This is a genomic window from Arthrobacter sp. NPDC080086 (assembly GCF_040702285.1).
This window is the reverse complement of the sequence record NZ_JBFBKP010000015.1, coordinates 1-21,266: the sequence shown is the minus strand read 5'-3', so window position 1 is coordinate 21,266 and position 21,266 is coordinate 1. Positions and strand designations below refer to the sequence as shown.

The 21,266-nt window shown below is 69.5% G+C and carries 20 protein-coding genes and 1 pseudogene; 12 read left to right on the top strand and 9 right to left on the bottom strand.

Features of this window, described 5'->3' with window-relative positions; genetic code table 11:
- Nucleotides 1-9 precede the first annotated feature (9 nt).
- Together AB0305_RS07725 and AB0305_RS07720 are read right to left on the bottom strand one after the other, a co-directional pair.
- Nucleotides 10-1,383, bottom strand: coding sequence for an NAD-dependent succinate-semialdehyde dehydrogenase (locus tag AB0305_RS07725; protein WP_364136069.1), 1,374 nt, complete (start codon nt 1,381-1,383; stop codon nt 10-12).
- Nucleotides 1,384-1,455: 72 nt separating this feature from the next.
- A complete protein-coding gene (locus tag AB0305_RS07720) occupies nt 1,456-1,737 on the bottom strand; it encodes a hypothetical protein (RefSeq protein ID WP_364136066.1) in 282 nt (93 codons plus the stop codon).
- 26 nt (nt 1,738-1,763) lie between these two features.
- Between AB0305_RS07720 and AB0305_RS07715 the strand changes: the two genes are divergently transcribed.
- On the top strand, nt 1,764-2,774 hold the full coding sequence (locus AB0305_RS07715) for a 2-oxoglutarate and iron-dependent oxygenase domain-containing protein (RefSeq protein ID WP_364136063.1): 1,011 nt from the start codon (nt 1,764-1,766) through the stop codon (nt 2,772-2,774).
- A 96-nt stretch (nt 2,775-2,870) separates the two neighbouring features.
- Here the strand turns inward: AB0305_RS07715 and AB0305_RS07710 are convergent, their stop codons facing one another.
- From AB0305_RS07710 to AB0305_RS07690, 5 genes are all read right to left on the bottom strand, one after another.
- Nucleotides 2,871-3,626, bottom strand: a complete 756-nt coding sequence (locus AB0305_RS07710) for a class I SAM-dependent methyltransferase (RefSeq protein ID WP_364136060.1) — start codon at nt 3,624-3,626, stop codon at nt 2,871-2,873.
- Nucleotides 3,627-3,834: 208 nt separating this feature from the next.
- On the bottom strand, nt 3,835-6,165 hold the full coding sequence (locus AB0305_RS07705; protein WP_366172319.1) for a glycosyl hydrolase family 65 protein: 2,331 nt from the start codon (nt 6,163-6,165) through the stop codon (nt 3,835-3,837).
- 59 nt (nt 6,166-6,224) lie between these two features.
- Nucleotides 6,225-6,968: an HAD-IA family hydrolase gene (locus AB0305_RS07700; protein WP_364136054.1), complete on the bottom strand. Its 744-nt coding sequence runs from the start codon at nt 6,966-6,968 to the stop codon at nt 6,225-6,227.
- A gap of 84 nt (nt 6,969-7,052) precedes the next feature.
- Entirely contained in the window at nt 7,053-8,078 is a 1,026-nt protein-coding gene (locus tag AB0305_RS07695; protein WP_366172316.1) for a LacI family DNA-binding transcriptional regulator, read from the bottom strand.
- Between the two features lie 142 nt (nt 8,079-8,220).
- Nucleotides 8,221-8,838 (bottom strand): phospholipase, encoded by a 618-nt coding sequence (locus tag AB0305_RS07690; RefSeq protein ID WP_364136048.1) that lies wholly within the window; start codon nt 8,836-8,838, stop codon nt 8,221-8,223.
- A gap of 371 nt (nt 8,839-9,209) precedes the next feature.
- Between AB0305_RS07690 and AB0305_RS07685 the strand changes: the two genes are divergently transcribed.
- From AB0305_RS07685 to AB0305_RS07655, 7 genes are all read left to right on the top strand, one after another.
- On the top strand, nt 9,210-9,473 hold the full coding sequence (locus AB0305_RS07685) for a DUF6458 family protein (RefSeq protein WP_290256947.1): 264 nt from the start codon (nt 9,210-9,212) through the stop codon (nt 9,471-9,473).
- 289 nt (nt 9,474-9,762) lie between these two features.
- Nucleotides 9,763-10,581 (top strand): DeoR/GlpR family DNA-binding transcription regulator, encoded by an 819-nt coding sequence (locus AB0305_RS07680; RefSeq protein WP_364136044.1) that lies wholly within the window; start codon nt 9,763-9,765, stop codon nt 10,579-10,581.
- On the top strand, nt 10,578-11,564 hold the full coding sequence (locus tag AB0305_RS07675; protein ID WP_290256949.1) for a hexose kinase: 987 nt from the start codon (nt 10,578-10,580) through the stop codon (nt 11,562-11,564). The genes AB0305_RS07680 and AB0305_RS07675 overlap by 4 nt, the downstream gene beginning before the upstream one ends.
- Nucleotides 11,565-11,566: 2 nt before the next feature.
- Nucleotides 11,567-13,621 (top strand): fructose-specific PTS transporter subunit EIIC, encoded by a 2,055-nt coding sequence (locus AB0305_RS07670; protein ID WP_364136041.1) that lies wholly within the window; start codon nt 11,567-11,569, stop codon nt 13,619-13,621.
- A gap of 46 nt (nt 13,622-13,667) precedes the next feature.
- The gene (locus AB0305_RS07665; protein ID WP_364136038.1) at nt 13,668-13,946 is read left to right on the top strand and encodes an HPr family phosphocarrier protein; all 279 of its coding nucleotides are present in this window, start codon (nt 13,668-13,670) and stop codon (nt 13,944-13,946) included.
- Between the two features lie 112 nt (nt 13,947-14,058).
- Nucleotides 14,059-14,364, top strand: coding sequence for a hypothetical protein (locus AB0305_RS07660; protein ID WP_364136035.1), 306 nt, complete (start codon nt 14,059-14,061; stop codon nt 14,362-14,364).
- 151 nt (nt 14,365-14,515) lie between these two features.
- The gene (locus tag AB0305_RS07655; RefSeq protein WP_364136032.1) at nt 14,516-14,803 is read left to right on the top strand and encodes a Rho termination factor N-terminal domain-containing protein; all 288 of its coding nucleotides are present in this window, start codon (nt 14,516-14,518) and stop codon (nt 14,801-14,803) included.
- A 36-nt stretch (nt 14,804-14,839) separates the two neighbouring features.
- On the opposite strand, the gene AB0305_RS07650 is transcribed toward AB0305_RS07655, so the two are convergent.
- Nucleotides 14,840-15,967, bottom strand: coding sequence for a Ku protein (locus tag AB0305_RS07650; protein ID WP_364136029.1), 1,128 nt, complete (start codon nt 15,965-15,967; stop codon nt 14,840-14,842).
- Nucleotides 15,968-16,007: 40 nt separating this feature from the next.
- Here AB0305_RS07650 and AB0305_RS07645 point away from each other — a divergent pair, with 40 nt between their 5' ends.
- Nucleotides 16,008-18,497: an ATP-dependent DNA ligase gene (locus tag AB0305_RS07645; RefSeq protein WP_364136026.1), complete on the top strand. Its 2,490-nt coding sequence runs from the start codon at nt 16,008-16,010 to the stop codon at nt 18,495-18,497.
- Nucleotides 18,498-18,599: 102 nt separating this feature from the next.
- A complete protein-coding gene (locus AB0305_RS07640; protein ID WP_364136023.1) occupies nt 18,600-19,901 on the top strand; it encodes an amidohydrolase in 1,302 nt (433 codons plus the stop codon).
- 29 nt (nt 19,902-19,930) lie between these two features.
- Here AB0305_RS07640 and AB0305_RS07635 read toward each other — a convergent pair whose 3' ends face one another.
- Entirely contained in the window at nt 19,931-20,188 is a 258-nt protein-coding gene (locus tag AB0305_RS07635) for a hypothetical protein (protein ID WP_364136020.1), read from the bottom strand.
- A 79-nt stretch (nt 20,189-20,267) separates the two neighbouring features.
- Here AB0305_RS07635 and AB0305_RS07630 point away from each other — a divergent pair, with 79 nt between their 5' ends.
- On the top strand, nt 20,268-20,759 hold the full coding sequence (locus tag AB0305_RS07630) for a GNAT family N-acetyltransferase (protein ID WP_364136017.1): 492 nt from the start codon (nt 20,268-20,270) through the stop codon (nt 20,757-20,759).
- A gap of 256 nt (nt 20,760-21,015) precedes the next feature.
- A pseudogene (locus AB0305_RS07625) lies at nt 21,016-21,266 on the top strand (MFS transporter); the annotation flags it as partial.

Here is a 21,266-nt window from a genome sequence, read left to right as displayed (position 1 = left end):
CGTCGGCGTTTAGCGCGGGGTGCGGATGAGCTTCTTGTTGACGAACTCGTCCATGCCGAAGCGGCCCAGCTCGCGGCCGACGCCGGAACGCTTCACGCCGCCGAAGGGCATGTCAGCCTGGGTCTGGGCCACCGAGTTGATGAACACCATGCCGGTGTCCAGCTGGTCGGCGACGTCCTGGGCCTTCGCAGGGTCGGCGCTGAACACCGATCCGCCGAGGCCGTAGGGCGAGCCGTTGGCCAGGTCGATCGCTTCCTCCACGCTGGCCACCTTGTAGATGACGGCGGCGGGGCCGAACAGCTCCTCGGAGAACGCGCGCATCTCCGGGGTGACGTCGGTCAGGACGGTGGGCTCCACGAAGGCGCCGGGGCCGTCCACCTTGTGGCCGCCGGTGCGCAGGGTGGCTCCCTTGTCCACGGCGTCCTGGATCTGCTCGACCAGGCCGTCCGCGGCGCTCTGGGAGGACAGCGGACCGAACCGGGTGTCTTCCTGCTGGGGATCGCCGGGCTTGATCCGGGCCATCCGCTCGGTGAACTTCTCCACGAACGGCTCGTAGAGGTCTTCGAGGACGATGAACCGCTTGGACGCGGTGCAGGCCTGGCCGGCGTTGCCCATGCGGCCCCCGACGGCGGCCTTGACGGTGGCGTCCAGGTCATCGGAGTCGAGCACGATGAACGGGTCACTGCCGCCGAGCTCGAGGACGTACTTCTTGAGGTTCCGCCCGGCGACCTCGGCCACGGCCGCGCCGGCCCGCTCACTGCCGGTCAGGGAAACGCCCTGGACGCGCGAGTCCGCGATGATCTCGGCCACCTGGTCGTTGTCAAGGAAGAGGTTGGTATAGGCGCCCTTCGGCAGGCCGGCGTCGTGGAAGATCGTTTCGATCGCGAGGGCCGACTGCGGGCAGCTGCCGGCGTGCTTGAGCAGGATGGTGTTACCCAGGACCAGGTTGGGCGCGGCGAAGCGGGCCACCTGGTAGTAGGGGTAGTTCCACGGCATGATGCCCAGCAGCGGGCCGATCGGGGTGGAGCGCACGAGCGCGTCGCCGCCACCCTTGACCTCCAGCGGTTCGTCCTTGAGGAATTCGGGGCCCTCAGAGGCGTAGTAGTCGTAAATCGAGGCGACCAGCTTGACCTCGCCGCGGGCCTCGACCACGGGCTTGCCCATTTCCTTGGCGATCAGGCGCGCCAGCTCGTCCTGGCGTTCCCGGTACAGCTCGGCGACCCGGGCGATGACCTTGGTGCGCTCTTCCACGGGCGCCTTGCGCCATTCGAGGAACGCCTGCTGCGCGCCGGCGAGCGCCGTCTCGACCTCTTCCTTGGTTGCGAGCGGAAATTCCTTTTCCGTCTCTCCGGTCGCGGGGTTCACTGTCTTGTAGGCAGTCATTGGTCCACCATCTCCGTTTCTGGCTGGGTTGAGCCGGTGTGGGCGTGGGCCGTGAACGACGCCGGCACGGCGTCACTCCGCGGCCCCCGCCCGGGTGAAGACTGGCCGCAGCAGGTGCGCGGCCCATCCTTTAGGCGGCAACCGCGCGGTCTCCGGCTGTATTCCAACCGTGATCTCCTGCACGCCGGCGGCGGGTCCGCCGTTGGCGCCGGCGTCGCCGCCGGACGCGCCGCCGTCGTCGCAAATACCCCATCGCTCCGGCCCGCACAAGGCGGTGACGCATTTCGAAATGCAGTGCTGCCGCCGCGAGCATCCGGTCGTAACGTTGAAGAAATTAAGGACTTCGATTTCCACATCGCGCCACGAAGGGCTATAGGACCGTGTCACTCGAATCACTCCCCGTTCTGGACTACTCCCGGCTGAACGCCGGGCCGGAGGAAGCCTCCCGATTCCGGGACGAACTCCGCGACGCCATGCACAACGTCGGGTTCCTCTACCTTTCCGGCCACGGCATCCCGCAGGATTTGGTGGACGCCATGCTCGAGACCTCCCGCCGGTTCTTTGACCTGCCGGAGGCGCAGAAGCTCGCCGTGGAGAACATCCACAGCCCGCAGTTCCGCGGCTACACCCGGATGGGCGCCGAGCTCACAGACCGGGCCGTCGACTGGCGCGAGCAGATCGATATCGGCGTCGAGCGGGCCGCGGTGGAGCCGGGCGACGGCGTCGCCGACTACTGGCGGCTGGAGGGCCCGAACCTGTGGCCGTCGGAGCTGCCCGGGATGCGCGACGTCGTCGCCGCCTGGACGGACCGGCTGAGCACCATCTCGCTGAACCTGCTCCGTGCACTGGCCGTGTCCCTGGGCGCACCCGAGGACAGCTTCGACGACGCCTTCGGTGACCGCGCATTCCCGATGCTGAAGATCGTCCGCTACCCTGGCGAATCCGGCGACGAACCCAAACAGGGCGTCGGCTCGCACCGCGACGGCGGCGTCCTCACCCTCCTGCTGGTGGAACCGGACAAGGGCGGCCTGCAGGTGGAATACCAGGGCCGGTGGATCGACGCGCCGCAGGTGCCCGGGACGTTCGTGGTGAACATCGGCGAGATGCTGGAGCTGGCCACCAACGGCTACCTCAAGGCCACGCTGCACCGGGTCATTTCCCCGGCCAGGGGCACGGACCGGATCTCGCTGCCGTTCTTCTACAACCCCGCGCTGGATGCCACCATGCCGCAGCTGGCCATGAACGCGGAGTTCCAGGCCAAGGCCCGCGGCCTGTCCGTGGACCCGACCGACAGCCCCATCCTGGAGACCTACGGCGATAACGCGCTGCGCTACCGGCTGCGGGCGCACCCGAACGTCGCGGCCATCCACCACGCCGACCTGCAGGGGTAGGTTCCGCGGGTCCGCTTCCGCCGCCTAGACCGAACCCTCGGGGCGCACACTGTCGACTCCGCGCGTGCCGCCGTCGTCCGCCGTTTCGTGCAGGCCTCAGCGCGACGGCAGTCGGTAGACCGAGACGTGGCTCCGGGAGTCCGCCGTGAAGTCGCTCCGGTCCCAGTCCGCCCAGCGGGATTCCAGTTCGAAGCCGGCCAACCGGGCCATCAGGTCCAGCTCCGCCGGCCAGATGTACCGGTGCGGCGTGCGGCCCATCCGAGCCTCGCGGCCGCCGGAAACGTCCGGATCGAACCGCACATGGTGCGAGACCACCAGCTGTTGGAGCACGTCATAGGTGTCCACCAGCAGGTAGCCGGGCTCGCTGACCTCCACGGTCGCCCCGCGGCCGGGCGGCAGCGAGCGCAGCTGCGGCACCCAGAGTTCGACGACGAAGCATCCGCCGGGGGCCAAATGCCGGGCGGCGTTCCGGAAGCACCGGACCTGCTCCTCCTGCGTCAGGAGGTTGGAGATCGTGTTGAAGACCAGGAGGGCCAGGGCGAAGCCCTCCCCCGCCGAGGCCTCCACCATGTCACCCCGCACCACGGGAATCTCCTGCGGGCCGGCCTTCTCCCGCAGCCTGGCGATCATGGCGTCGGAGAGCTCGATGCCGGTCACCGGGACGCCGGCCGCGGCCAGCGGAAGGGCCACCCGGCCGGTTCCGATGGCGAACTCGACCGCCCGTCCCCCGGCTGCGAGCTCCGCAAGGACCGCGACGGTCGGTTCGAGCACCTCCGGGGCGAACATCCCCTCGCCGGGTGTGTCATAGCGGGAGGCGGCGTCGGCGTCCCAGAGCTGCTGCTGGTTGATCATCCCGCCACTATTGCACCCGGAACCCCGGTCCGAAAGGAGAGTGGGCGTTCCCGGACCGCCCTTCAGCGCCCGCCGTTTCGACGGTTCCCTGCCGGATAGACGCTCAGAAGCGTCGAATCCGCGGGGAACCGTCGAAACGGGAACGAAGAGCGGGCGCGAGCGGGCAGATGCGAAGAGTGGGCGCGAAGAGGAGCCAGCCCCCGCTCCCCTACCCCGCCGCGTGGATTACCGGGATGGACGCCGTCGCCGGGCCGGGAAAGACCGTCGGCTCGGGGCTCTCCACCGGCTGCACGGCGAAGGACACGGCGTCGGCCCCGACGGTGCGGTGTTCACCGCGCACGTGGACCTCCAGCGGGCCGCCATCGACCATGGCCAGCCGCAGTTCCCGGTGGTCCAGCTGCACGTGCAGCAGGCCGCCGCGGAGCTTCAGGTGGAAGTCCAGCGAATCCCACTCGGCGGGCAGCCGCGGATCGAAGTACGGCACCTCGCCCTGGTCCCGGAGGCCGGCGAAACCGCTGACCAGCGAGCTCCACACGCCGCCGGTCGAGGCGATGTGGACGCCGTCGATGGTGTTGCCGTGGGTGTCGTCCAGGTCGATGTAAACAGCGTGAAGGAAGTGGTCCAGCGCGGCCTTGCCGTAGCCCACCTCGGCCGCCATGATTCCCTGCACGCAGGCGGACAGGGTGGAGTCCCCGGTGGTGATCGGGTCGTAGAAGTCGAACGCCCGGCGCTTCTCCTCGGCGCTGAAGTCCTGCCACTGCAGGAACATCGCCAGCACCGTGTCCGCCTGCTTGAGCACCTGGTGCCGGTAGATCACCAGCGGGTGGAAGTTCAGCAGCAGCGGGTACTTCGAGCGCGGGGTGTTCCAGTCCCACGGCTCCAGGGTCATGAAGTCGTTGTCCTGGGAGTAGACCTGCAGGTCGCCGTCGTAGGGCAGGTGCATCCGGTTGGCGGCCTGCTCCCACAGTTCGCGCTCGGCGTCGTCGATGCCCGGGTGGTCCAGCGCCGCGGCGGCACGCAGGTTAAAGCGCGCCATGACGTTGGTGTAGAGGTTGTCGTTGACGACGGCGGTGTACTCGTCCGGGCCGGTCACGCCGTGGATGTGGAACAGTCCGTCCTTGCCGAAGAAGCCCAACGAGGCCCACATCCGCGCGGTCTCGATCAGCAGCTCGGAGCCCTGGGTTTCGCGGAAGGCCGCGTCCCCGCTGGCCCAGATGTAGCGGTTGGTGGCGAAGGCGATCGCGGCGGCGATGTGGAACTGCGCGGTGCCGGCGGCGTAGTAGGCGCTGGCCTCCAGGCCGTTGATGGTCCGCCAGGGGAAGAGCGCGCCGTCCACACTGAGTTCCTTGGCCCGGACCCGGGCCTCGGGCAGCAGTTCGTGCCGGAATTCCAGGACCTGCCGGGCGTTGTGCGGGTTCGTGTAGGTCAGGTACGGCAGGAGGTAGACCTCCTGGTCCCAGAAGTAGTGCCCGTCGTAACCGGAGCCGGAGACGCCCTTGGCGGGGATGCCGGCGACGTCGGCGCAGGCCGTGGCCTGGGCCAGCTGGAAGAGGTTCCAGCGGATAGCCTGCTGCAGCTCGGACCGGCCGCCCACCACGATGTCGCTGGTGGTCCAGTACTCGCGGTAGTGCGCCTCGCTCTGGGCGAAGATGTCCGCCACCGGCAACAGCTCGCGCTCGGCGGTCTCCGCCGGGTCCTCCTCCACGCCGCGGGCCACGGCGTAGCTGACGCTCTTCTCCAGCCGGAACGGCTGGTCCGGGCTGACGGCCAGGACGTAACGGACGCTGCTGTCGTCCTGGTCCACCTGGGTGTCGAAGGGCTGGACGTTGGCGGAGGTCCAGTGGTCCACGGCCATGCCCAGCCGCTGCCGGGACTCCGAGGCCTCCCAGGAGAGGCGCAGCGAGCCGTCGCCTCCGTCCAGCCGGAGCGGCAGCAGCACGCGTCCGGCGTGCCGGCCGGCGCGGCGCGGGTCGTGGGCGGAGTGGTCCTCCACCGGCTGGTCCTGGCGGTTGACGACGGCGGAGGTCACGTCCGCGGAGATCTCGCGGTCGGCGGAGACCTCCAGCGAGATACCGAGGGTGCCGCGGGCCTGATAGCCCACGGCGCGGCGTTCGGTGGTGGTCACCGTGGACCCGGACCGGCACTGCCAGACGATCCGGCACTCGTAAATGCCGGTGGCAAAGTCCACGCTGCGCCGGTAGTCCAGGACCGTGGACTCCTCCAGGCTGAGCATCTCGCCGTCGATCACCACCGCGAAGTTGTTGGCATCGGGGATGTAGAGGATCCGCTGGCCGGTGCGGGCGGAGCCATAGGCGTTCTCCGCGTGCTTGATGTCCCAGATTTCGTGGAAGCCGTTGATGAAGCTGCCGGGCAGTTCGGCGTCGGCGGCGGCCCAGTGCGCGCCGCGGATACCGAGGTGGCCGTTGCCGAGGCTGAACAGGGTCTCCAGGGTGCCGGCGTTGCCGGGGACGTGGGCGGTCTCCACGAGTTGCCAGGGGTCGTTGGGGAACCTGGCGCGGTCCGAGGTGATGAGAGCCATGGTGGGGGTCCTTCTGGGGCGGAGGGTCTGGTGCGGGTGGGGTGGGTGGCGGCTGCGGGCTAGAGCAGCTCGGCGAGGTCGCTGACCACGAGGGTGGCGCCGGCGTCGAGCAGGGTCTGTCGGCCCGCTCCCCGGTCCACGCCGATGACCGAGTGGAAGCTCCCCGCGCTTCCAGCCTGGACACCGGAGACGGCATCTTCGACAACAATGCATTCCTCGCTCGGCAGCTCCAGGAGCCGGGCCGCGTACTGGTACGTGGCCGGGCTGGGCTTGCCGGGCAGGCCTTCGGAGAGGGCGACGACGCCGTCGACCACCACCGGGAAGTAGTCCGAGAGTCCCGCGGCCTTCAGCACCGGGACCGCGTTGCGGGAGGAGGAGACGACGGCGAGCTTGAGTCCGCGCTGGAGGGCGGCCTCAATGAAGCGCACCGAGCCCTCGTAGGGCTGCACGCCGCCGGCGGCGACAATGTCGTTAAACACCTTGTTCTTGCGGTTACCCAGGCCGTGCACGGTGTCGTGGGCCGGGTCGTCGTCGGCCGGCCCCTCGGGCAGCACGATGTCGCGGGAGGCCAGGAAGTCGCGGACGCCGTCGAAGCGGGGCTTGCCGTCGATGTGGTCGAAGTAGTCGCTCTCCCGGTAGGCCTGCGCCCCGGGGACGTCCTTGAGGTACCCGTTGAAGAGTTCCTGCCAGGCGCGCTCGTGGACCACCGCGGTGGGTGTCAGCACGCCGTCGAGGTCGAAAAGGACGGCGGAGGCGCCTGCGAAGGCGTCGGTCGGCAGGGCCTCGGGGGAAGTGGCAGTCATGGCTTCGGGTGTCCTTTCAGACGGATGTAAAGATTCGGGGGTGGAGCCGGGGTCCGCTGTCCGGCCGCGGGGCCAGGAGTGTGGTCAGCGTCGTCGGCGGGTACTGCGCCGCTCCACCAGCTTGGTCTCGAGCAGGTGGACGGTGCGGGCCGGCGGTTCCGGCCGGAGCAGGCGCTCCACCAGCAGGTTCGCGGCGAAGGCGCCCTGGTCCGCGACCGGCTGGGCCACGGTGGTCAGGCCCAGGAACCAGCTCATTTGATGGTCGTCGATCCCGATGATCGAGACGTTTTTCGGCGCCGACATGCCCAGGTCGCGCAGGGCCATCAGCGCACCGAAGGCCGTTTCGTCGCAGCCGGCGAACACGGCGGAGGGGAGCCTGCGGTTCTCGACCAGTTCGGTCATGGCCCGGCGGCCGCCCTCGATGCTGGAGCCGGCATCCAGGACCAGGTCCGGGTCCAGCGTCAGGTCGTGCTCCGCGAGCGCCCGTTCGAAGCCGCGGCGCCGGGCGTCCGCGGTGACCACGGTGCTCGACGGCGGCTCCGTGCCGGCCAGCATTGCCAGGTCCCAGTGGCCCAGGTCCAGGAGGTGGCCGGTGGCCTTCCGAGCCGCTTCCTCGTCGTCGATCCCGACGTTGTCCCACGGCACGGACTGCATGCCCACGCTGGCGACGGCGAGGCCGCAGTCCTCCAGGGCCGCGACCTCGGCGGCGTCCAGCGCCACGTTCAGCAGCAGGACCCCGTCCACGCGCTGGGCCAGTCCGGCCAGGTCACTGAACAGCTTGCGCTGCACGCTGGGCCGGCTCCGGAGGCTGATCAGCACCGTGTCGTAGCCGCTGTCGGCGAAGACCTCCTCCGCGGCCTCGACGGCCTGGGCGAAGAACCACGCGGTGGCGGTGGGAACGATGATGGCGACGGCGCCGGTGGAGCCTCCGGCCAGGCGGGAGGCTGCGCTGGATGCGCGGTAGCCCAGCTTGCCGGCCGCGTCCGCGACCTTGGCCTGCGCCTTTTCGGACACATTGGGGAGGTTGCGGAGTGCACGGGAGACGGTGCAGATCGAGAGCCCGGAGAGGGCTGCCACGTCCTGGATGGTCACGCGCGGTGCCTTAGCCATGCGACACGGGCCTAGACCTTTCTCCCCAGCAAGTAGTGGGCCGATCAAATTGGCCAAATTAGAGTGTAAACGCTTATAAAAACAGGGCGCAAGTACCCGGATTCGGGCCATCGAATGGATTATCCGCCGGGCCCGGGCTCCGTCAACGCAGGACGTAGTGCCGCAGGAACGCCCCGACGTCCACCAGCTCGGCCGCCGAGATCGAATGCCCCATCCCGGGGTAGCTGCGGGCCGTGAGCTGGGTGTGCTCTTCCAGCCATTCGGCTGTGTGTTCGGTGGCGGCGTCGTTGATGACGGCGTCGTCCTTGTCCCGGCCCCAGAAGAACGGCGGGCGGGCGTCGAACGATTCACTCATGGCCAGCAGTTCGTTCTCCAGCACGAACCCGGAGAGCCCGACGGCGGCGCGGAAGCCTTCGGGTCGCAGGCGCAGCAGGGTGCTGGCCATGGCCATGCCCTGGGAGTAGCCAAGGAGAGTGACGCTGCTGTGCCGGTCCTTGACCGAGTCGATCCAGGCGAAGACCCTGTTGGCGGCGGAAATCACGTCCGCGAAGTCGTGGGTGAGGAAGTAGTCCAGCAGGAACCAGCCGTAGTCGTCGCCGATCACCTTCGGGCCGCGCAGCGCGGCGCAGGTGAACTCGGGCGGCAGGCTGCCGAAAAGGTTCGACATCCGGGTTTCGTCCGTGCCGTAACCGTGCAGCATCACCAGCAGCGGGGTGCCCTCCCGCTCCGCCTCCGGCCTGGACCAGGCAACCGTCTCCATCCCGCCAGCCTAGCGAGAACCCGGGCCGCGCCGTCGAACCGGGCCTGCCGCGCCGGTTCCGGACATCCGCTGCGCTTCCGGACCGGCGCACCCCGGGTCCGGGCCGCGCCGGTCCGGAAGGGGCGCGGAAACCCGGAAGTGACGCGAAAAACCGCCCTCACCTGCGGTTTTTCCGTCAAACCGGGGCCGAAATCGTTGTAGCCGGGGGTGCCGGGCTGTAGCGTGACAATGGACAGCATGCTTAGCGTTGGCCGCGGCCCTTCAGGCGGCGGCCCTGGTCGCGACCCGGACTCTTCGATACCGACTGCACCACAGGACTTCACCAGACTCAGCCAGTGACACCGTCCATCCGGACCCCTAAGGAGCAAGAAATGAGAATCGGATCCTCCATCTTCCTGATCGCCCTCGGTGCCATCCTGGCCTGGGCCATCACCCCCGGACTGATCCCCAACGTGGACCAGACCATGATCGGGTACATCCTGATGATCGTCGGCGTGATCGGCCTGATCGCCTCGCTGATCCTGGCCTCCCCCGGCCGCAGCCGCACCCGCCGCGTCAGCGAGACCCGCTCGGTGGTTGACCCCAACACCGGCGAGACCATTACCCGCAACGAGAGCCGCGACGCCGGCATCTAGCCCGAGGCCCGCCGTCCCGGCGGACTGAGGACCCGCAAAACACCGCCCGGATGCCGGGCCGGACCCCACAGGTCCGGCCCGGCATCCGGCATTTAAGCAGCATCCGCCCCACCCCTCCGGGCCCCGCCACCGAAACCTCCACACCAACGTTCTTTGTTCTTGTGGTTTTTCGTTGACAAAGCCACATGATCAAAGATAAAGTCAATCAATTCCACTTTGATGTGACAGCGGTCACCGAAGTCGGGACCAGCAGGATCCGCAGCCACGTCAACGCCGCAATGGAGGGCAAGTGTTCGCCGAGGAACGCCAGCAACTGATCGTTGAGCTCGTGGCCGCCAGCGGCCGGGCCAGCGTGACGGACCTCGCCGAGCGCTTCAGCATCACCACCGAAACCGTGCGCCGCGACCTGGCCGCCCTCGAGGCCGCCGGCAGCGTCCGCCGGGTCCACGGCGGCGCCGTCTCCCCCGAACGGATCAGCACCACCGAGGAGAGCATCCTCGAACGCACGGTCCAGCGACCCTCGGAGAAGACCCGGATCGCCTCGGCGGCCCTGGCCCTGATCCCCGAGGACCGTTCCGGCAGCATCCTGATCGACGCCGGCTCCACCACCGAGGCCCTAGCCGGCATGCTGGCCGCCCGCTCGGCGGCAGGCACCACCGGAACCGGCGCCGGCAGCAACGGTGCCGACGCCGAACTCGTCGTCATCACCCACGCCCTGCCGATCGCGGCCAGGCTCTCCGGCGAGACCGGCATCGCCCTGCACCTGCTCGGCGGCAAGGTCCGCGGCCTGACCCAGGCCGCCGTCGGCCAGTCCACCGTGGAGGCCGCCGGCCGGATCCGGCCGGACATCGCCTTCATCGGCACCAACGGCATCTCCGCGGCCTTCGGGCTGAGTACTCCCGATCCTGAAGAAGCAGCCGTCAAGGCCGCCTTCGTCCGCTCGGCACGCCGGATCGTGGTGCTGGCCGACTCCTCCAAGCTGGACGCGGAAACGCTGGTCCAGTTCGCCTCCCTGAAAGATCTGGACACCGTGATCACCAACTCGAACCCCAGTCCGGCCCTCGCGGCCGCACTCTCGGATGCCGGAGTGGAGGTGGTGGTCGCATGATCGTCACCCTCACCGCCAACCCCAGCCTGGACCGCACCGTCGCCCTCCCGGGTCCCCTGCAGCGCGGCGAAGTCCAGCGCGCCCTCTCCGTCCGGCAGGAATCCGGCGGCAAGGGCGTCAACGTCTCCCGGGCCCTCGTGGCCTCCGGGTTGAAGACCCTCGCCGTGCTCCCGGGCGCGGAGGCCGACCCGGTCCTGGCCGGGCTCCGGGACACCGAGGTACCCTTCGCCGCCCTGCCGATCGGGGAACCGCTGCGCAGCAACGTGGCCCTCACCGAACCCGGCGGCGTCACCACCAAGATCAACGAACCCGGCCCGGTTCTGAGCGCCGAACAGCAGGAGGCCCTGATCGGGCTGCTGCTGGACTCCGCCCGCGGCGCCAGCTGGGTGGTCCTGGCCGGCTCACTCCCGCCCGGAGTCCCGGCCGATTTCTACGCCACCGTCACCCGGCGGCTGCGCTCCACCCACGACGGCTCCGAGGCACCCCTCATCGCCGTCGACTCCTCCGGCGAACCCCTCGCCGCAGCGGTCTCCGGCGACCCCCTCGGCATGCCGGACCTGCTCAAGCCCAACGCCGAGGAACTGGCGGAACTGGCTGCAGCGGCCGGCTTCGCCACTGACAAGTCCGCCGAGGAGCTCGAGGCCGATCCGGAGGCAGCCGCCACGGCCGCCGCCGCCGTCGTCCGCTCCGGGGTGGGTGCCGTACTCGCCACACTCGGTTCCAAGGGTGCGGTCCTTGTGACGGCCGACGGCGCGTGGCTCGCCACGCACCCGCCGGTCACCGCGGTCAGCACGGTGGGCGCCGGCGATTCGTCGCTGGCCGGCTACCTGCTCGCCGCAAGCCAGGGCGCCGCCCCGGCTGATTGCCTTCGTCAGGCGGTGGCCCACGGTGCCGCCGCCGCCTCCCTGCCCGGCTCCCGAGTCCCGGCAGTGCACCAAACCACCCCCGATGCCGTAACCATCACGGCCCTGACAAAGGATTGACAGTGACCCAGCTCATCACTCCCGAACTGGTCGAGCTCGACCAGAATCTCGGCACTTCACCCGAGGACGTGATCCGGCACCTGGCAGGCAAGGTTGCAGCCAACGGACGCGCCACCGAGGTCGAGGGCCTCTTCGCCGACGCCTTCGCCCGTGAGTCCAAGACCGCCACCGGCGTGCCCGGCGGCATCGCCATCCCGCACTGCCGCTCGACGGCGGTCACGGAGGCCACGCTGGCCATGGCCCGCCTCTCCAACCCGGTCAACTTCGGCGCCAAGGACGGCCCCGCGGACCTGATCTTCTTCATCGCCGCCCCGGAAGGCGCCGACCAGGAGCACCTGAAGCTGCTCTCCAAGCTCGCCCGGTCCCTGATCAAAAAGGACTTCACCGCCGCCCTCCGCGCCGCGTCCAGCCAGGCCGAGGTCGTGGAACTGGTCGAGGGTGCCCTGGCCGACAAGCCCGCCGCCCACGCGGCAACTCCCGCCGAACCGGCAGCCGCAGCCACCGGCGCCGCTGCCGCTGGCACCGCCGGTACTGCGCGTGCCAAGCGCCTCGTCGCCGTCACCGCCTGCCCCACCGGCATCGCCCACACCTATATGGCCGCCGACTCCCTCGTCGCCGCGGCCAAGGAGGTCGGCGTCGACCTGCAGGTCGAGACGCAGGGTTCCTCGGGCGCCAAGGCCCTCGACCCGGCCGTGATCGCCGCTGCCGACGCCGTGATCTTCGCGGTCGACGTCGACGTCCGCGGCAAGGAGCGCTTCGCCGGCAAGCCCGTCATCAACGCCCCGGTCAAGCGCGGCATCGACGAGCCGGACAAGATGGTCCAGGAGGCCCTCGCCGCCGCGGACAACCCCAACGCCCGCCGCGTCCCGCACTTCGGTGCGGAGGAACAGGCCGAGCACGAGGCCGAGGAGCGCGGCGAGCACGTCGGCCAGAAACTGAAGAAGGCCCTGCTCACCGGCGTCAGCTACATGATCCCGTTCGTCGCCGGCGGCGGCCTGCTGATCGCCCTGGGCTTCCTCATGGGCGGCTACCTGATCACGAAGTTCGCGGACAACATCGTCCTGCAGAACTCCCTCTTCAACCTGCCCACCCAGTACCCGGACAACGCCTGGGGCCCGCTGGGCGCCTACCTCGGTGCCGTCCTGTTCAAGATCGGCGCCCTCTCGCTGGGCTTCCTGGTCCCGGCGCTGGCCGGTTACATCGCCTACGCGATCGCCGACCGTCCGGGCATCGCCCCCGGCTTCGTCGCGGGCGCCGTCGCAGGCTTCATGGGTGCCGGCTTCCTCGGCGGCATCGTCGGCGGCCTGCTGGCCGGCTACATCGCCCTCGTCATCGGCCGCCTGCAGGTGGCCCGCTGGCTGCGCGGCCTGATGCCCGTGGTGATCATCCCGCTGGTTGCCTCGCTGGTGGCCTCCGGCCTGATGTTCGTCATCCTCGGCGGCCCGATCGTGGCCATCACCAACGGCCTGAACTCCTGGCTCTCCGGACTGACCGGCGCCGGCGCGATCGCCCTCGGCGTGATCCTCGGCCTGATGATGTGCTTCGACCTCGGCGGCCCGGTCAACAAGGTTGCCTACTCGTTCGCCGTCGCCGGCCTCGGCGCCGCCTCGATCGACAACCAGGCCCCGTGGCAGATCATGGCCGCCGTGATGGCCTCCGGCATGGTTCCGCCGCTGGCCATGGCCCTGGCCTCGACCGTCCTGAACAAGAAGCTCTTCAGCCTGGCCGAGCAGGAAAACGGCAAGGCCGCCTGGCTGCTGGGTGCCTCGTTCATCTCCGAAGGCGCCATCCCGTTCGCCGCGGCCGACCCGCTGCGCGTCATCCCCGCCAGCATGCTCGGCGGGGCGGTGACCGGCGCCATCTCGATGGCGGCCGGCGTCGGATCCAAGGCCCCGCACGGCGGACTCTTCGTCTTCTTCGCCATCGACAACTTCCTGATGTTCGTCGTTGCGATCGCCGTCGGCACCGTGGTTACCGCCCTGTCGGTGATCGCGCTGAAGCGCTGGGCAGTCAAGAAGACCGTTGATACGGTGGAACCGGTCCCCGTCACCGTCTGAGCCGGTTCACCACAGACCATTCCACGCTGAAAATCTAGGAGCAACAATGACCGAACGTAACGCCACCATCGCCAGCCGCGTGGGCCTGCACGCCCGCCCGGCCGCCATCTTCGCCGAGGCCGCGGGCGAGTTCGATCTGGAGATCACCATCGCCCGGCTCGGCGAACCCGCGGACGAGGCCATGGACGCCGCCAGCATCCTCTCGCTGATGAGCCTGGGCGCCTCGCACGGCGAGGTTGTGGTGTTGCGTGCCGAAGGCGACGGCGCCGACGCCGCCCTCGACCGCCTGGTCCAGATCCTCGAAACGGACCACGACGCCGAGTAGTCACCGACGCCGGAAGGCCGCCGCCTCCTCCCCTTGCGGGACGGAGCGGCGGCCTTCCGCTTTTATGCCCGGGCTTCCTTGGGATGCAAGGCGGCGGAGCTAGGCTGGGGCCATGACTTCGGGGGAATCTCATCCGGCCGGCTCGCGCTTTCGCTGGCAATTACTCCTAGTGCCGCTCCTTGGGATGGCAGCCATCGCCGCCGGGATTGCCGCACTCCAAGCACCACGCCGGAGTGCAGGCTGGTTTGCCTATGCTCCGCTGGCCGACCAGGCATTCTTCTCGGGCGACTTCATCCTGATGGACGACCAGGCCCGTGCGGGTTACCTGCTGGTCGGGGCGGGACTACTCACACTGGCTTTCTGGCTCGGCTTCCGGCTGGGACGACGCCGCGCAGGTCACCACGGTCCTCGGATGTAACGGGTCCCACGGACGATTGGTCAGCATGCTGACGAAATGCTTGTGTTCGCTATCGCCCGTGGTTAGCGTGGGCAGAAAGGGCGCAGGAGGCCGGCCGGCTCCGGCGCCGCACGGATTCAGGACGGTTCAGGACCGATCAGGAGGAGTAGGCATGCCGACCAAGAAGGGCGCACCGCAGGGCTCCGAGAGCCCAAGCATCAAGGACCCCGAGATGTATGAGGCGCTCCTCGAGGACGGCGCCTCCAAGCAGAAGGCGGCACGGATCTCCAACGCCGCGGCCAAGCGCGGGCGTTCCAACGTGGGCAGCAAGGGCGGCCATTCGGGCGACTATGAGGACTGGACGGTCCCGGAACTGAAGAAGCGCGCCAAGGAAATCGGCCTGACCGGTTACTCGAGCAAGAAGAAGAGCGAGCTCATCTCCGCTCTGCGGAACTCCTAGGCGGTGTCGGCGCTGCCCCCGGCGGCCTCCCCCGGCTTAGGCGCCCTTCCGCGCCGCCGTCTTCGCGGTCCCGGACTTGGCGGCGCTGGTCTTAGCGGCGGCAGTCTTGGTGGCGGCCGTCTTGGTACTGGCAGTTCTGGTCGCGGCAGACTTGGTCCCGGCGGACGTGCCGGCGGCCGACTTCGCGGTGCCCGTCTTCGCGGCCGCGGGTTTGGCTGCGCTGGTCTTGGCGGTGCTGGTCTTGGCGGTGCCAGATTTAGCGGTACCGGTCTTGGCGGTGCCCGCCTTGGCGGCGGCAGTCTTTGTCGTGCCCGACGTGGCCGCACCCCTTGCGGACCCGCCGGACGAGCCCTCGGAGGCTTCGCCGTCGGACCCGCCGCCGCGCTTGCGTTCGATGCTCCGCTTCAGGGCGTCCATCAGGTCGATCACCTCGCCGGTGCCCGCCTCCGCCGCCGGAGCGCCGAAGGTCTCCTCCGTGTCCAGCGAGTCGCCCTGCTCGATCTTGGCGTCGATCAGCTGCCGCAGCTGGAGCTGGTAGTCATCGGTGAACTGCGCCGGATCGAAGTCGGCCGCCATCGAATCGACCAGGGCAGCGGACATCTCCCGCTCCTGGGCGGAGATCCGGACGGTGGTCTCCAGGGCCGGGAAGTTGGCCTCGCGTACTTCGTCGGCCCAGAGCAGGCTCTGCAGGACCAGCACGTCGCCGCGGATCCGCAGGGCGCCCAGACGGGTCTTCTCCCGCAGCGCAAACTGGACCACCGCCACCCGGTCCGTGTCCTCGAGCGCCCGGCGCAGCAGCATGTATGCCTTCGGCGACTTGGCGTCAGGCTCCAGGTAATAGCTCTTCTCGAACATCATCGGGTCCAGCTGGTCGGCGGGGACGAACTGCACCACCTCGATCTCGTGGCTGTTCTCCGCCGGAATGGACTTCAGTTCCTCGCGGCTGAGTATCACCGTCCGGCCGTCGTCCTCGTACGCCTTGTCGATGTCCTCGTAGTCGATGACCTTGCTGCACACCTCGCAGCGGCGCTGGTAGCGGATCCTCCCGCCGTCGGCGTTGTGCACCTGGTGCAGGCTGATGTCGTGATCCTCGGTGGCGCTGTAGACCTTGACGGGGACGTTGACCAGGCCGAACGCTATCGCGCCTTTCCAGATGGCTCTCATGGCTCAAGTGAACACCAGACCGGCACGGAGGTGAAGCCCCGTGGCTGAGGGCAAGGAACGGGTCCGGGTGGACGGACGGGAGCTCACGCTGACCAACCTGGACAAGGTGATGTACCCGGAGACCGGCACCACCAAGGCCGACGTGCTGGCGTACTACGCCGCCGTCGCACCCGTCCTGATCCCGGCCGCCGCGGACCGCCCGGCCACCCGCAAACGCTGGGTGCACGGCGTCGGCACCGCGGACGCGCCCGGCGAGATGTTCTTCCAGAAGAACCTGGACCATTCCACCCCCGGCTGGGTGCCGCGGGCGTCCATCACCCACAAGGACCGCACCGTCCAGTACCCCCTGGTCAACGATCCGGCCACCCTCACGTGGCTGGCCCAAATCGCCGCCTTGGAGATCCACGTGCCGCAGTGGCGGGTGGATTCCGACGGCGATCCGCTGCCCCCGGACCGCCTGGTCCTCGACCTGGACCCGGGAGAGGGCGCGGGCCTGGCCGAATGCGTGGAGGTGGCCACCCTGGCCCGGGCCATCCTCCGGGACGTGGGCCTGGACCCCGTGCCCGTGACCAGCGGCAGCAAGGGCATCCACCTCTATGCCGCCCTGGACGGCACGCAGAGCTCGGACCAGATCGCCGACTTCGCCCACGAACTGGCCCGGGCGCTCGAGGCGGACCACCCGGACCTGGCCGTGAGCGACATGAAGAAGACCCTCCGCGCCGGCAGGGTCCTGGTCGACTGGAGCCAGAACAACGCGGCCAAGACCACGATCGTCCCGTACTCGCTGCGCGGCCGGCTCCGGCCCACCGTCGCCGCCCCCCGCACCTGGCGGGAGCTCGCGGCCCCGACGCTGCACCAGCTGGACTACCGCGAGGTGATGAAGCGGGTGGCCGCCGGCAAGGACCCCTTCGCCGTCATTTCCGGAAGGCACGACGGCGGTGCCTCTGCCGCTGCCCCGGGCGACGGCGGGGACACCGACCCCCGCCTGGAGAAGTACCGCACCAAGCGCGACGCCGCCGCCACCCCGGAACCGTTTACCGCCGAGCGGCACCGCAACCGCGCCGCGGAGGAGACCCTCCGGGAGAGCTTCGTCATCCAGGAACACCACGCCAGCCGGCTGCACTACGACTTCCGGCTGGAGCGCGACGGCGTGCTGGTCTCCTGGGCGCTGCCCAAGGGGGTGCCCGTGGCCAAGGCCAAGAACCACCTGGCGGTGCAGACCGAGGACCACCCGATGGATTACGCGGACTTCGAGGGGACCATCCCCAAGGGCCAGTACGGCGCCGGAACCGTCAGCATCTGGGACCGCGGAACGTACGAGTGCGAGAAGTGGATCGCCGGCAAGGAGGTCATCGCCACGCTCACCGGGCAGGACGGCGGCGGGCTGGGTGGGGCCCGGCGCTTCGCCCTCATCCACACCGGCCAAGCCAAGGACCAGTGGCTGATCCACCTGATGGACGAGGCCAAGGAACACCACGAGGATTCGAATGACGGCGACGGCGGCGCGGCGGGAAACGACGGGCCGGGCCAAGACGGCGGCACGGTCGAGGCCGCCGCCCCGGACCCGGCCCAGCTCTCCCCCATGCTGGCCAGCCCGGGAACGCGCGCGGACCTGACCGACAATGACTGGCAGTTCGAACTGAAGTGGGACGGCGTCCGGGCCCTGGTGCTCGGCGACGCGCAGCGGATCCGCCTGATCAGCCGCAACGGGATCGACATGTCCGCCAGCTACCCCGAGCTGACGGACCGGTCCTGCTGGCCGCCGCAGGACTTCGCCGCCGACGGCGAGATCATCGCCGTCGGCCCGTCCGGGCGGCCCGACTTCGGGCTGCTGCAGGGCCGGATGAAGCTGACCAAGGCCGGCGACGTGGCCAGGGCGCGGGCCGCCACCCCGGTGCGTCTGATGCTGTTCGACCTGCTCACCGACGGCGGCGAGGACCTGCGCCGCCGACCCCTGACATCCCGGCGGAAACGGCTGGATGCCTTCTTCGCGGCCGTATCCCGGGGCGATTGCCCGGTGCAGCTCTCCGAGGTGATCGACGCCGACGTCGGGCATCTGCTCGAGAGCGCGCAGGAACTGGGCCTCGAGGGCATCATGGCCAAGCGCACGGGCGGCCGCTACGTCGGCCAGCGCAGCCGGTCCTGGCTGAAGCTGAAATTCGAGCGGACCCAGGAGGTGGTGGTGGGCGGCTGGCGGCCGGGCAACGGCGGCCGGAGCGACACCGTCGGGTCCCTCCTGGTGGGCATCCCCGACGGTTCGGGACTCCGCTACGTCGGCCGCGTGGGAAGCGGCTTCAGCACCCGCGAGCTCGCCGAGATGCGCCGGACCCTTGACGCGATCCCGCGCAAGACGCCACCCTTCGACGAGGTGCCCGCCGCGGACGCCGCCGACGCGCACTGGGTCTCGGCCAAGCTCGTGGGTGAGGTGACGTTCGGCGAGTGGACGGGCACCGGGAAGCTCCGCCACCCCGTCTGGCGCGGCTGGCGGCTGGACAAAAACCCGGCCGACGTCGTCGTCGAATCCGGCTGACGGGGCCTGAAGCTTTCCAAACCTGCGGCTTTCCAAACCTGCGGCATTCCGAACCTGAGCTTTTCCAACGATGAGCCATTCCAGCAATGAAGGGACCGGACCATGAGCGAGACCAGGCACGACGACCACCAGGAAGCCTCGGAACCCGGTGAGCCCGGAGCCCGGATCACCGCCGGCGCGGCGGGGATCGCGGCATGGCAGGAGGAACTGTACAAAGACCTGCACCGGCACCCCGAACTGGGCCATCAGGAGACCCGGACGGCATCCCTGGCGGCCGGCCTGCTGCGGGACTTCGGCTACGAGGTGCACGAGAACATCGGCTCCACCGGGGTCGTCGGCATCCTGAGCAACGGCGACGGGCCCACCGTGCTGATGCGCGCCGACATGGACGCGCTCCCCATGGCCGAAGACACAGGGCTGCCCTATGCCAGCACGGACACCGCCGCGGACGGCCACGGCGGCACCGTACCGGTGGCCCACGCCTGCGGCCACGACGTGCACGTCGCCTGCCTGCTCGGCGCCGCCCGCCTTATGGCGGAAGGCAAAGCCTCCTGGGCCGGCACCTACATCGCCCTGTTCCAGCCCGCGGAAGAGGTGGCGGATGGGGCGCGGCGGATGGTCGACGCCGGCCTGGCGGACCTGATTCCACGGCCGGACGTGGCGCTGGCCCAACATGTCCTGGCGTTCCCCGCCGGCCAGGTGCGGACCCGGCCGGGCGCGGTCCTCTCCAGCGCGGACAGCGTCAAGATCACGCTCCACGGGCGGGGCGGCCACGGTTCCATGCCCCAGCTCGCCGTGGACCCGGTGGTGCTGGCGGCATCGATTGCCCTACGGCTGCAGACGGTCGTTTCCCGCGAGGTGGCACCCGGAGAGTTCGCCGTCCTGACCATCGGCCGTCTCAGCGCGGGAGCCAAGAGCAACATCATCTCCGACCGGGCAGAGCTGGAACTGAACATCCGCACCTTCAGCCCGGCCACCCGGGAGCAGATCATCGCCGCGGTCCGGCGGATCGTGACCGGCGAGTGCCTGGCCGCCGGGTCCCCGAAGGAGCCGGAGTTCGAGTTCTACGACCACTATCCGCTCACCAATAACGGCGGCGGGGCCACGGCTCGGGTCGACGCCGCCTTCCGCCGGCACTTCGGCGCGCAGGCGTCCGGCCTGGACCGGCAATCCGCCAGCGAGGACTTCAGCGAGATACCCGACGCCCTGGGCACGCCCTACACCTACTGGGGCCTGGGCGGCAGCGACCCGGAAGCGTACGCGGCGGCGGAGTTTGCCGGGACGGTCACGCAGGACATCCCGGCCAACCACTCCCCGCACTTTGCGCCGGTCATTGACCCCACCCTGCGGACCGGAACGACGGCCGCCGTCGTTGCCGCGATGGCCTGGCTCGCCACGGATTAGGGACGGGCCAGCGGCGGCCGCAACCCGTCCTAGTCGTGGTGCGGGATCTGCGGCCGGCTTTGGCGGTGCATGGCGGCGTCGGCCACCTGCTGGCCCTGCTGTGAGTGGACGGAGTCGCGGTCCCTGGGGTGGTGGTGCTTGCCGCTGCCGTCCGGCCACGGGTGGCCGTCCGCCGGCGACGGCGGGGCGGGCCGCTTGATCTCCGGGCCGGGGACCTTGTCCATGGACTGGGTGAGGTGTTGGGCGACCTCCGGCTCAAGCTGCTCTTTCGAGTGATGATCCGCCATGACTCTTCCTTTCCGCGATGAAATGAAGCGTCCCACCATGGTAGGTCTGCCGCCGTCGCCATGTCTCTAGGCTGGGGGCATGGAATACCACCTGCGGCAGGCCACGCCCGCCGACGCCGAAGCCCTGGTCGAGATGCACACGCTGGCCCATGAGGAGTGCTACTCCCACGTCCTCCCGGCGGAGTTCTTCGCAGCCCGCCGCGCCTCCTTGCCGGAGCGGACGGAAAGCCGGCGGCCCTCCCTGGTGGGCCCGTCCGCGCCGGTGATCGCCCTCGACGACGGCGGCCGGATCGTCGGGTTCGCCCACGGCGGCCCCGGACGGGACGAGGACCGGCCGGACCAACGGGAGCTCTACGCGATATACACGCTGCGGGCCGCCTACGGTTCCGGGCTGGGCGCGGCCCTGCTGCACGCCGCCGTCGGCCCCGGCCCGGCCTACCTGTGGGTCCTCGAAGACAACCCCCGGGCGCGGGCCTTCTACGCCCGGCACGGCTTCACGCCGGACGGCACCCGGAAACTGCTCCCCAAGGACTGGTTCGAGCTCCCCGAAATCAGGCTGGAACGGCGGTAAAAGGCCCGAAATCCGGGGCTTCGGGGCGGTCGCGGCCCAATTGTTACCAAACTAATAAGCTCACTGCTTACTTCCCAGTGATGACGCGGAATATGCAGTCACGGCTTCGCGCCCGCCCCGGGCGTCCGGCGGCCGAAAAGGGGCATCCTACGGCACAAAAATCGGAATGACTACGGAAATCCCGTAAAATTGAGAGCCTGCCCAGAGCGGGGCAGCTAGAAGTCGCAAGCAAATGACCTCCACAGGAGCCTCCCAAATGCCCACAGACCGAAGCACGACCGACTCTTCCGCAGGCGTAGCCAACGCCACCGGAACCAACCCTGGCGCACCCGTCGCCGCCAAGAAGCCACGCCTCCGCCGCCGCCGGCTCCGCGAGTCCGACGTCAACGTCGTTGACCAGCCGATGCTGAAGAAGGCCCTCGGCGGAACCATCGTCGGCAACACCATGGAATGGTACGACGTCGGCGTGTTCGGCTACCTGATCACCACCATGGGCCCGGTCTTCCT

What these genes read in the sequence shown, in the direction of transcription:
- AB0305_RS07725 (WP_364136069.1), bottom strand. Translation starts at nt 1,383, where the DNA reads ATGACTGCCTACAAGACAGTGAACCCCGCGACCGGAGAGACGGAAAAG.
- AB0305_RS07710 (WP_364136060.1), bottom strand. Translation starts at nt 3,626, where the DNA reads ATGATCAACCAGCAGCAGCTCTGGGACGCCGACGCCGCCTCCCGCTAT.
- AB0305_RS07705 (WP_366172319.1), bottom strand. Translation starts at nt 6,165, where the DNA reads ATGGCTCTCATCACCTCGGACCGCGCCAGGTTCCCCAACGACCCCTGG.
- AB0305_RS07700 (WP_364136054.1), bottom strand. Translation starts at nt 6,968, where the DNA reads ATGACTGCCACTTCCCCCGAGGCCCTGCCGACCGACGCCTTCGCAGGC.
- AB0305_RS07695 (WP_366172316.1), bottom strand. Translation starts at nt 8,078, where the DNA reads ATGGCTAAGGCACCGCGCGTGACCATCCAGGACGTGGCAGCCCTCTCC.
- AB0305_RS07690 (WP_364136048.1), bottom strand. Translation starts at nt 8,838, where the DNA reads ATGGAGACGGTTGCCTGGTCCAGGCCGGAGGCGGAGCGGGAGGGCACC.
- AB0305_RS07685 (WP_290256947.1), top strand. Translation starts at nt 9,210, where the DNA reads ATGAGAATCGGATCCTCCATCTTCCTGATCGCCCTCGGTGCCATCCTG.
- AB0305_RS07675 (WP_290256949.1), top strand. Translation starts at nt 10,578, where the DNA reads ATGATCGTCACCCTCACCGCCAACCCCAGCCTGGACCGCACCGTCGCC.
- AB0305_RS07665 (WP_364136038.1), top strand. Translation starts at nt 13,668, where the DNA reads ATGACCGAACGTAACGCCACCATCGCCAGCCGCGTGGGCCTGCACGCC.
- AB0305_RS07660 (WP_364136035.1), top strand. Translation starts at nt 14,059, where the DNA reads ATGACTTCGGGGGAATCTCATCCGGCCGGCTCGCGCTTTCGCTGGCAA.
- AB0305_RS07655 (WP_364136032.1), top strand. Translation starts at nt 14,516, where the DNA reads ATGCCGACCAAGAAGGGCGCACCGCAGGGCTCCGAGAGCCCAAGCATC.
- AB0305_RS07650 (WP_364136029.1), bottom strand. Translation starts at nt 15,967, where the DNA reads ATGAGAGCCATCTGGAAAGGCGCGATAGCGTTCGGCCTGGTCAACGTC.
- AB0305_RS07640 (WP_364136023.1), top strand. Translation starts at nt 18,600, where the DNA reads ATGAGCGAGACCAGGCACGACGACCACCAGGAAGCCTCGGAACCCGGT.
- AB0305_RS07635 (WP_364136020.1), bottom strand. Translation starts at nt 20,188, where the DNA reads ATGGCGGATCATCACTCGAAAGAGCAGCTTGAGCCGGAGGTCGCCCAA.
- AB0305_RS07630 (WP_364136017.1), top strand. Translation starts at nt 20,268, where the DNA reads ATGGAATACCACCTGCGGCAGGCCACGCCCGCCGACGCCGAAGCCCTG.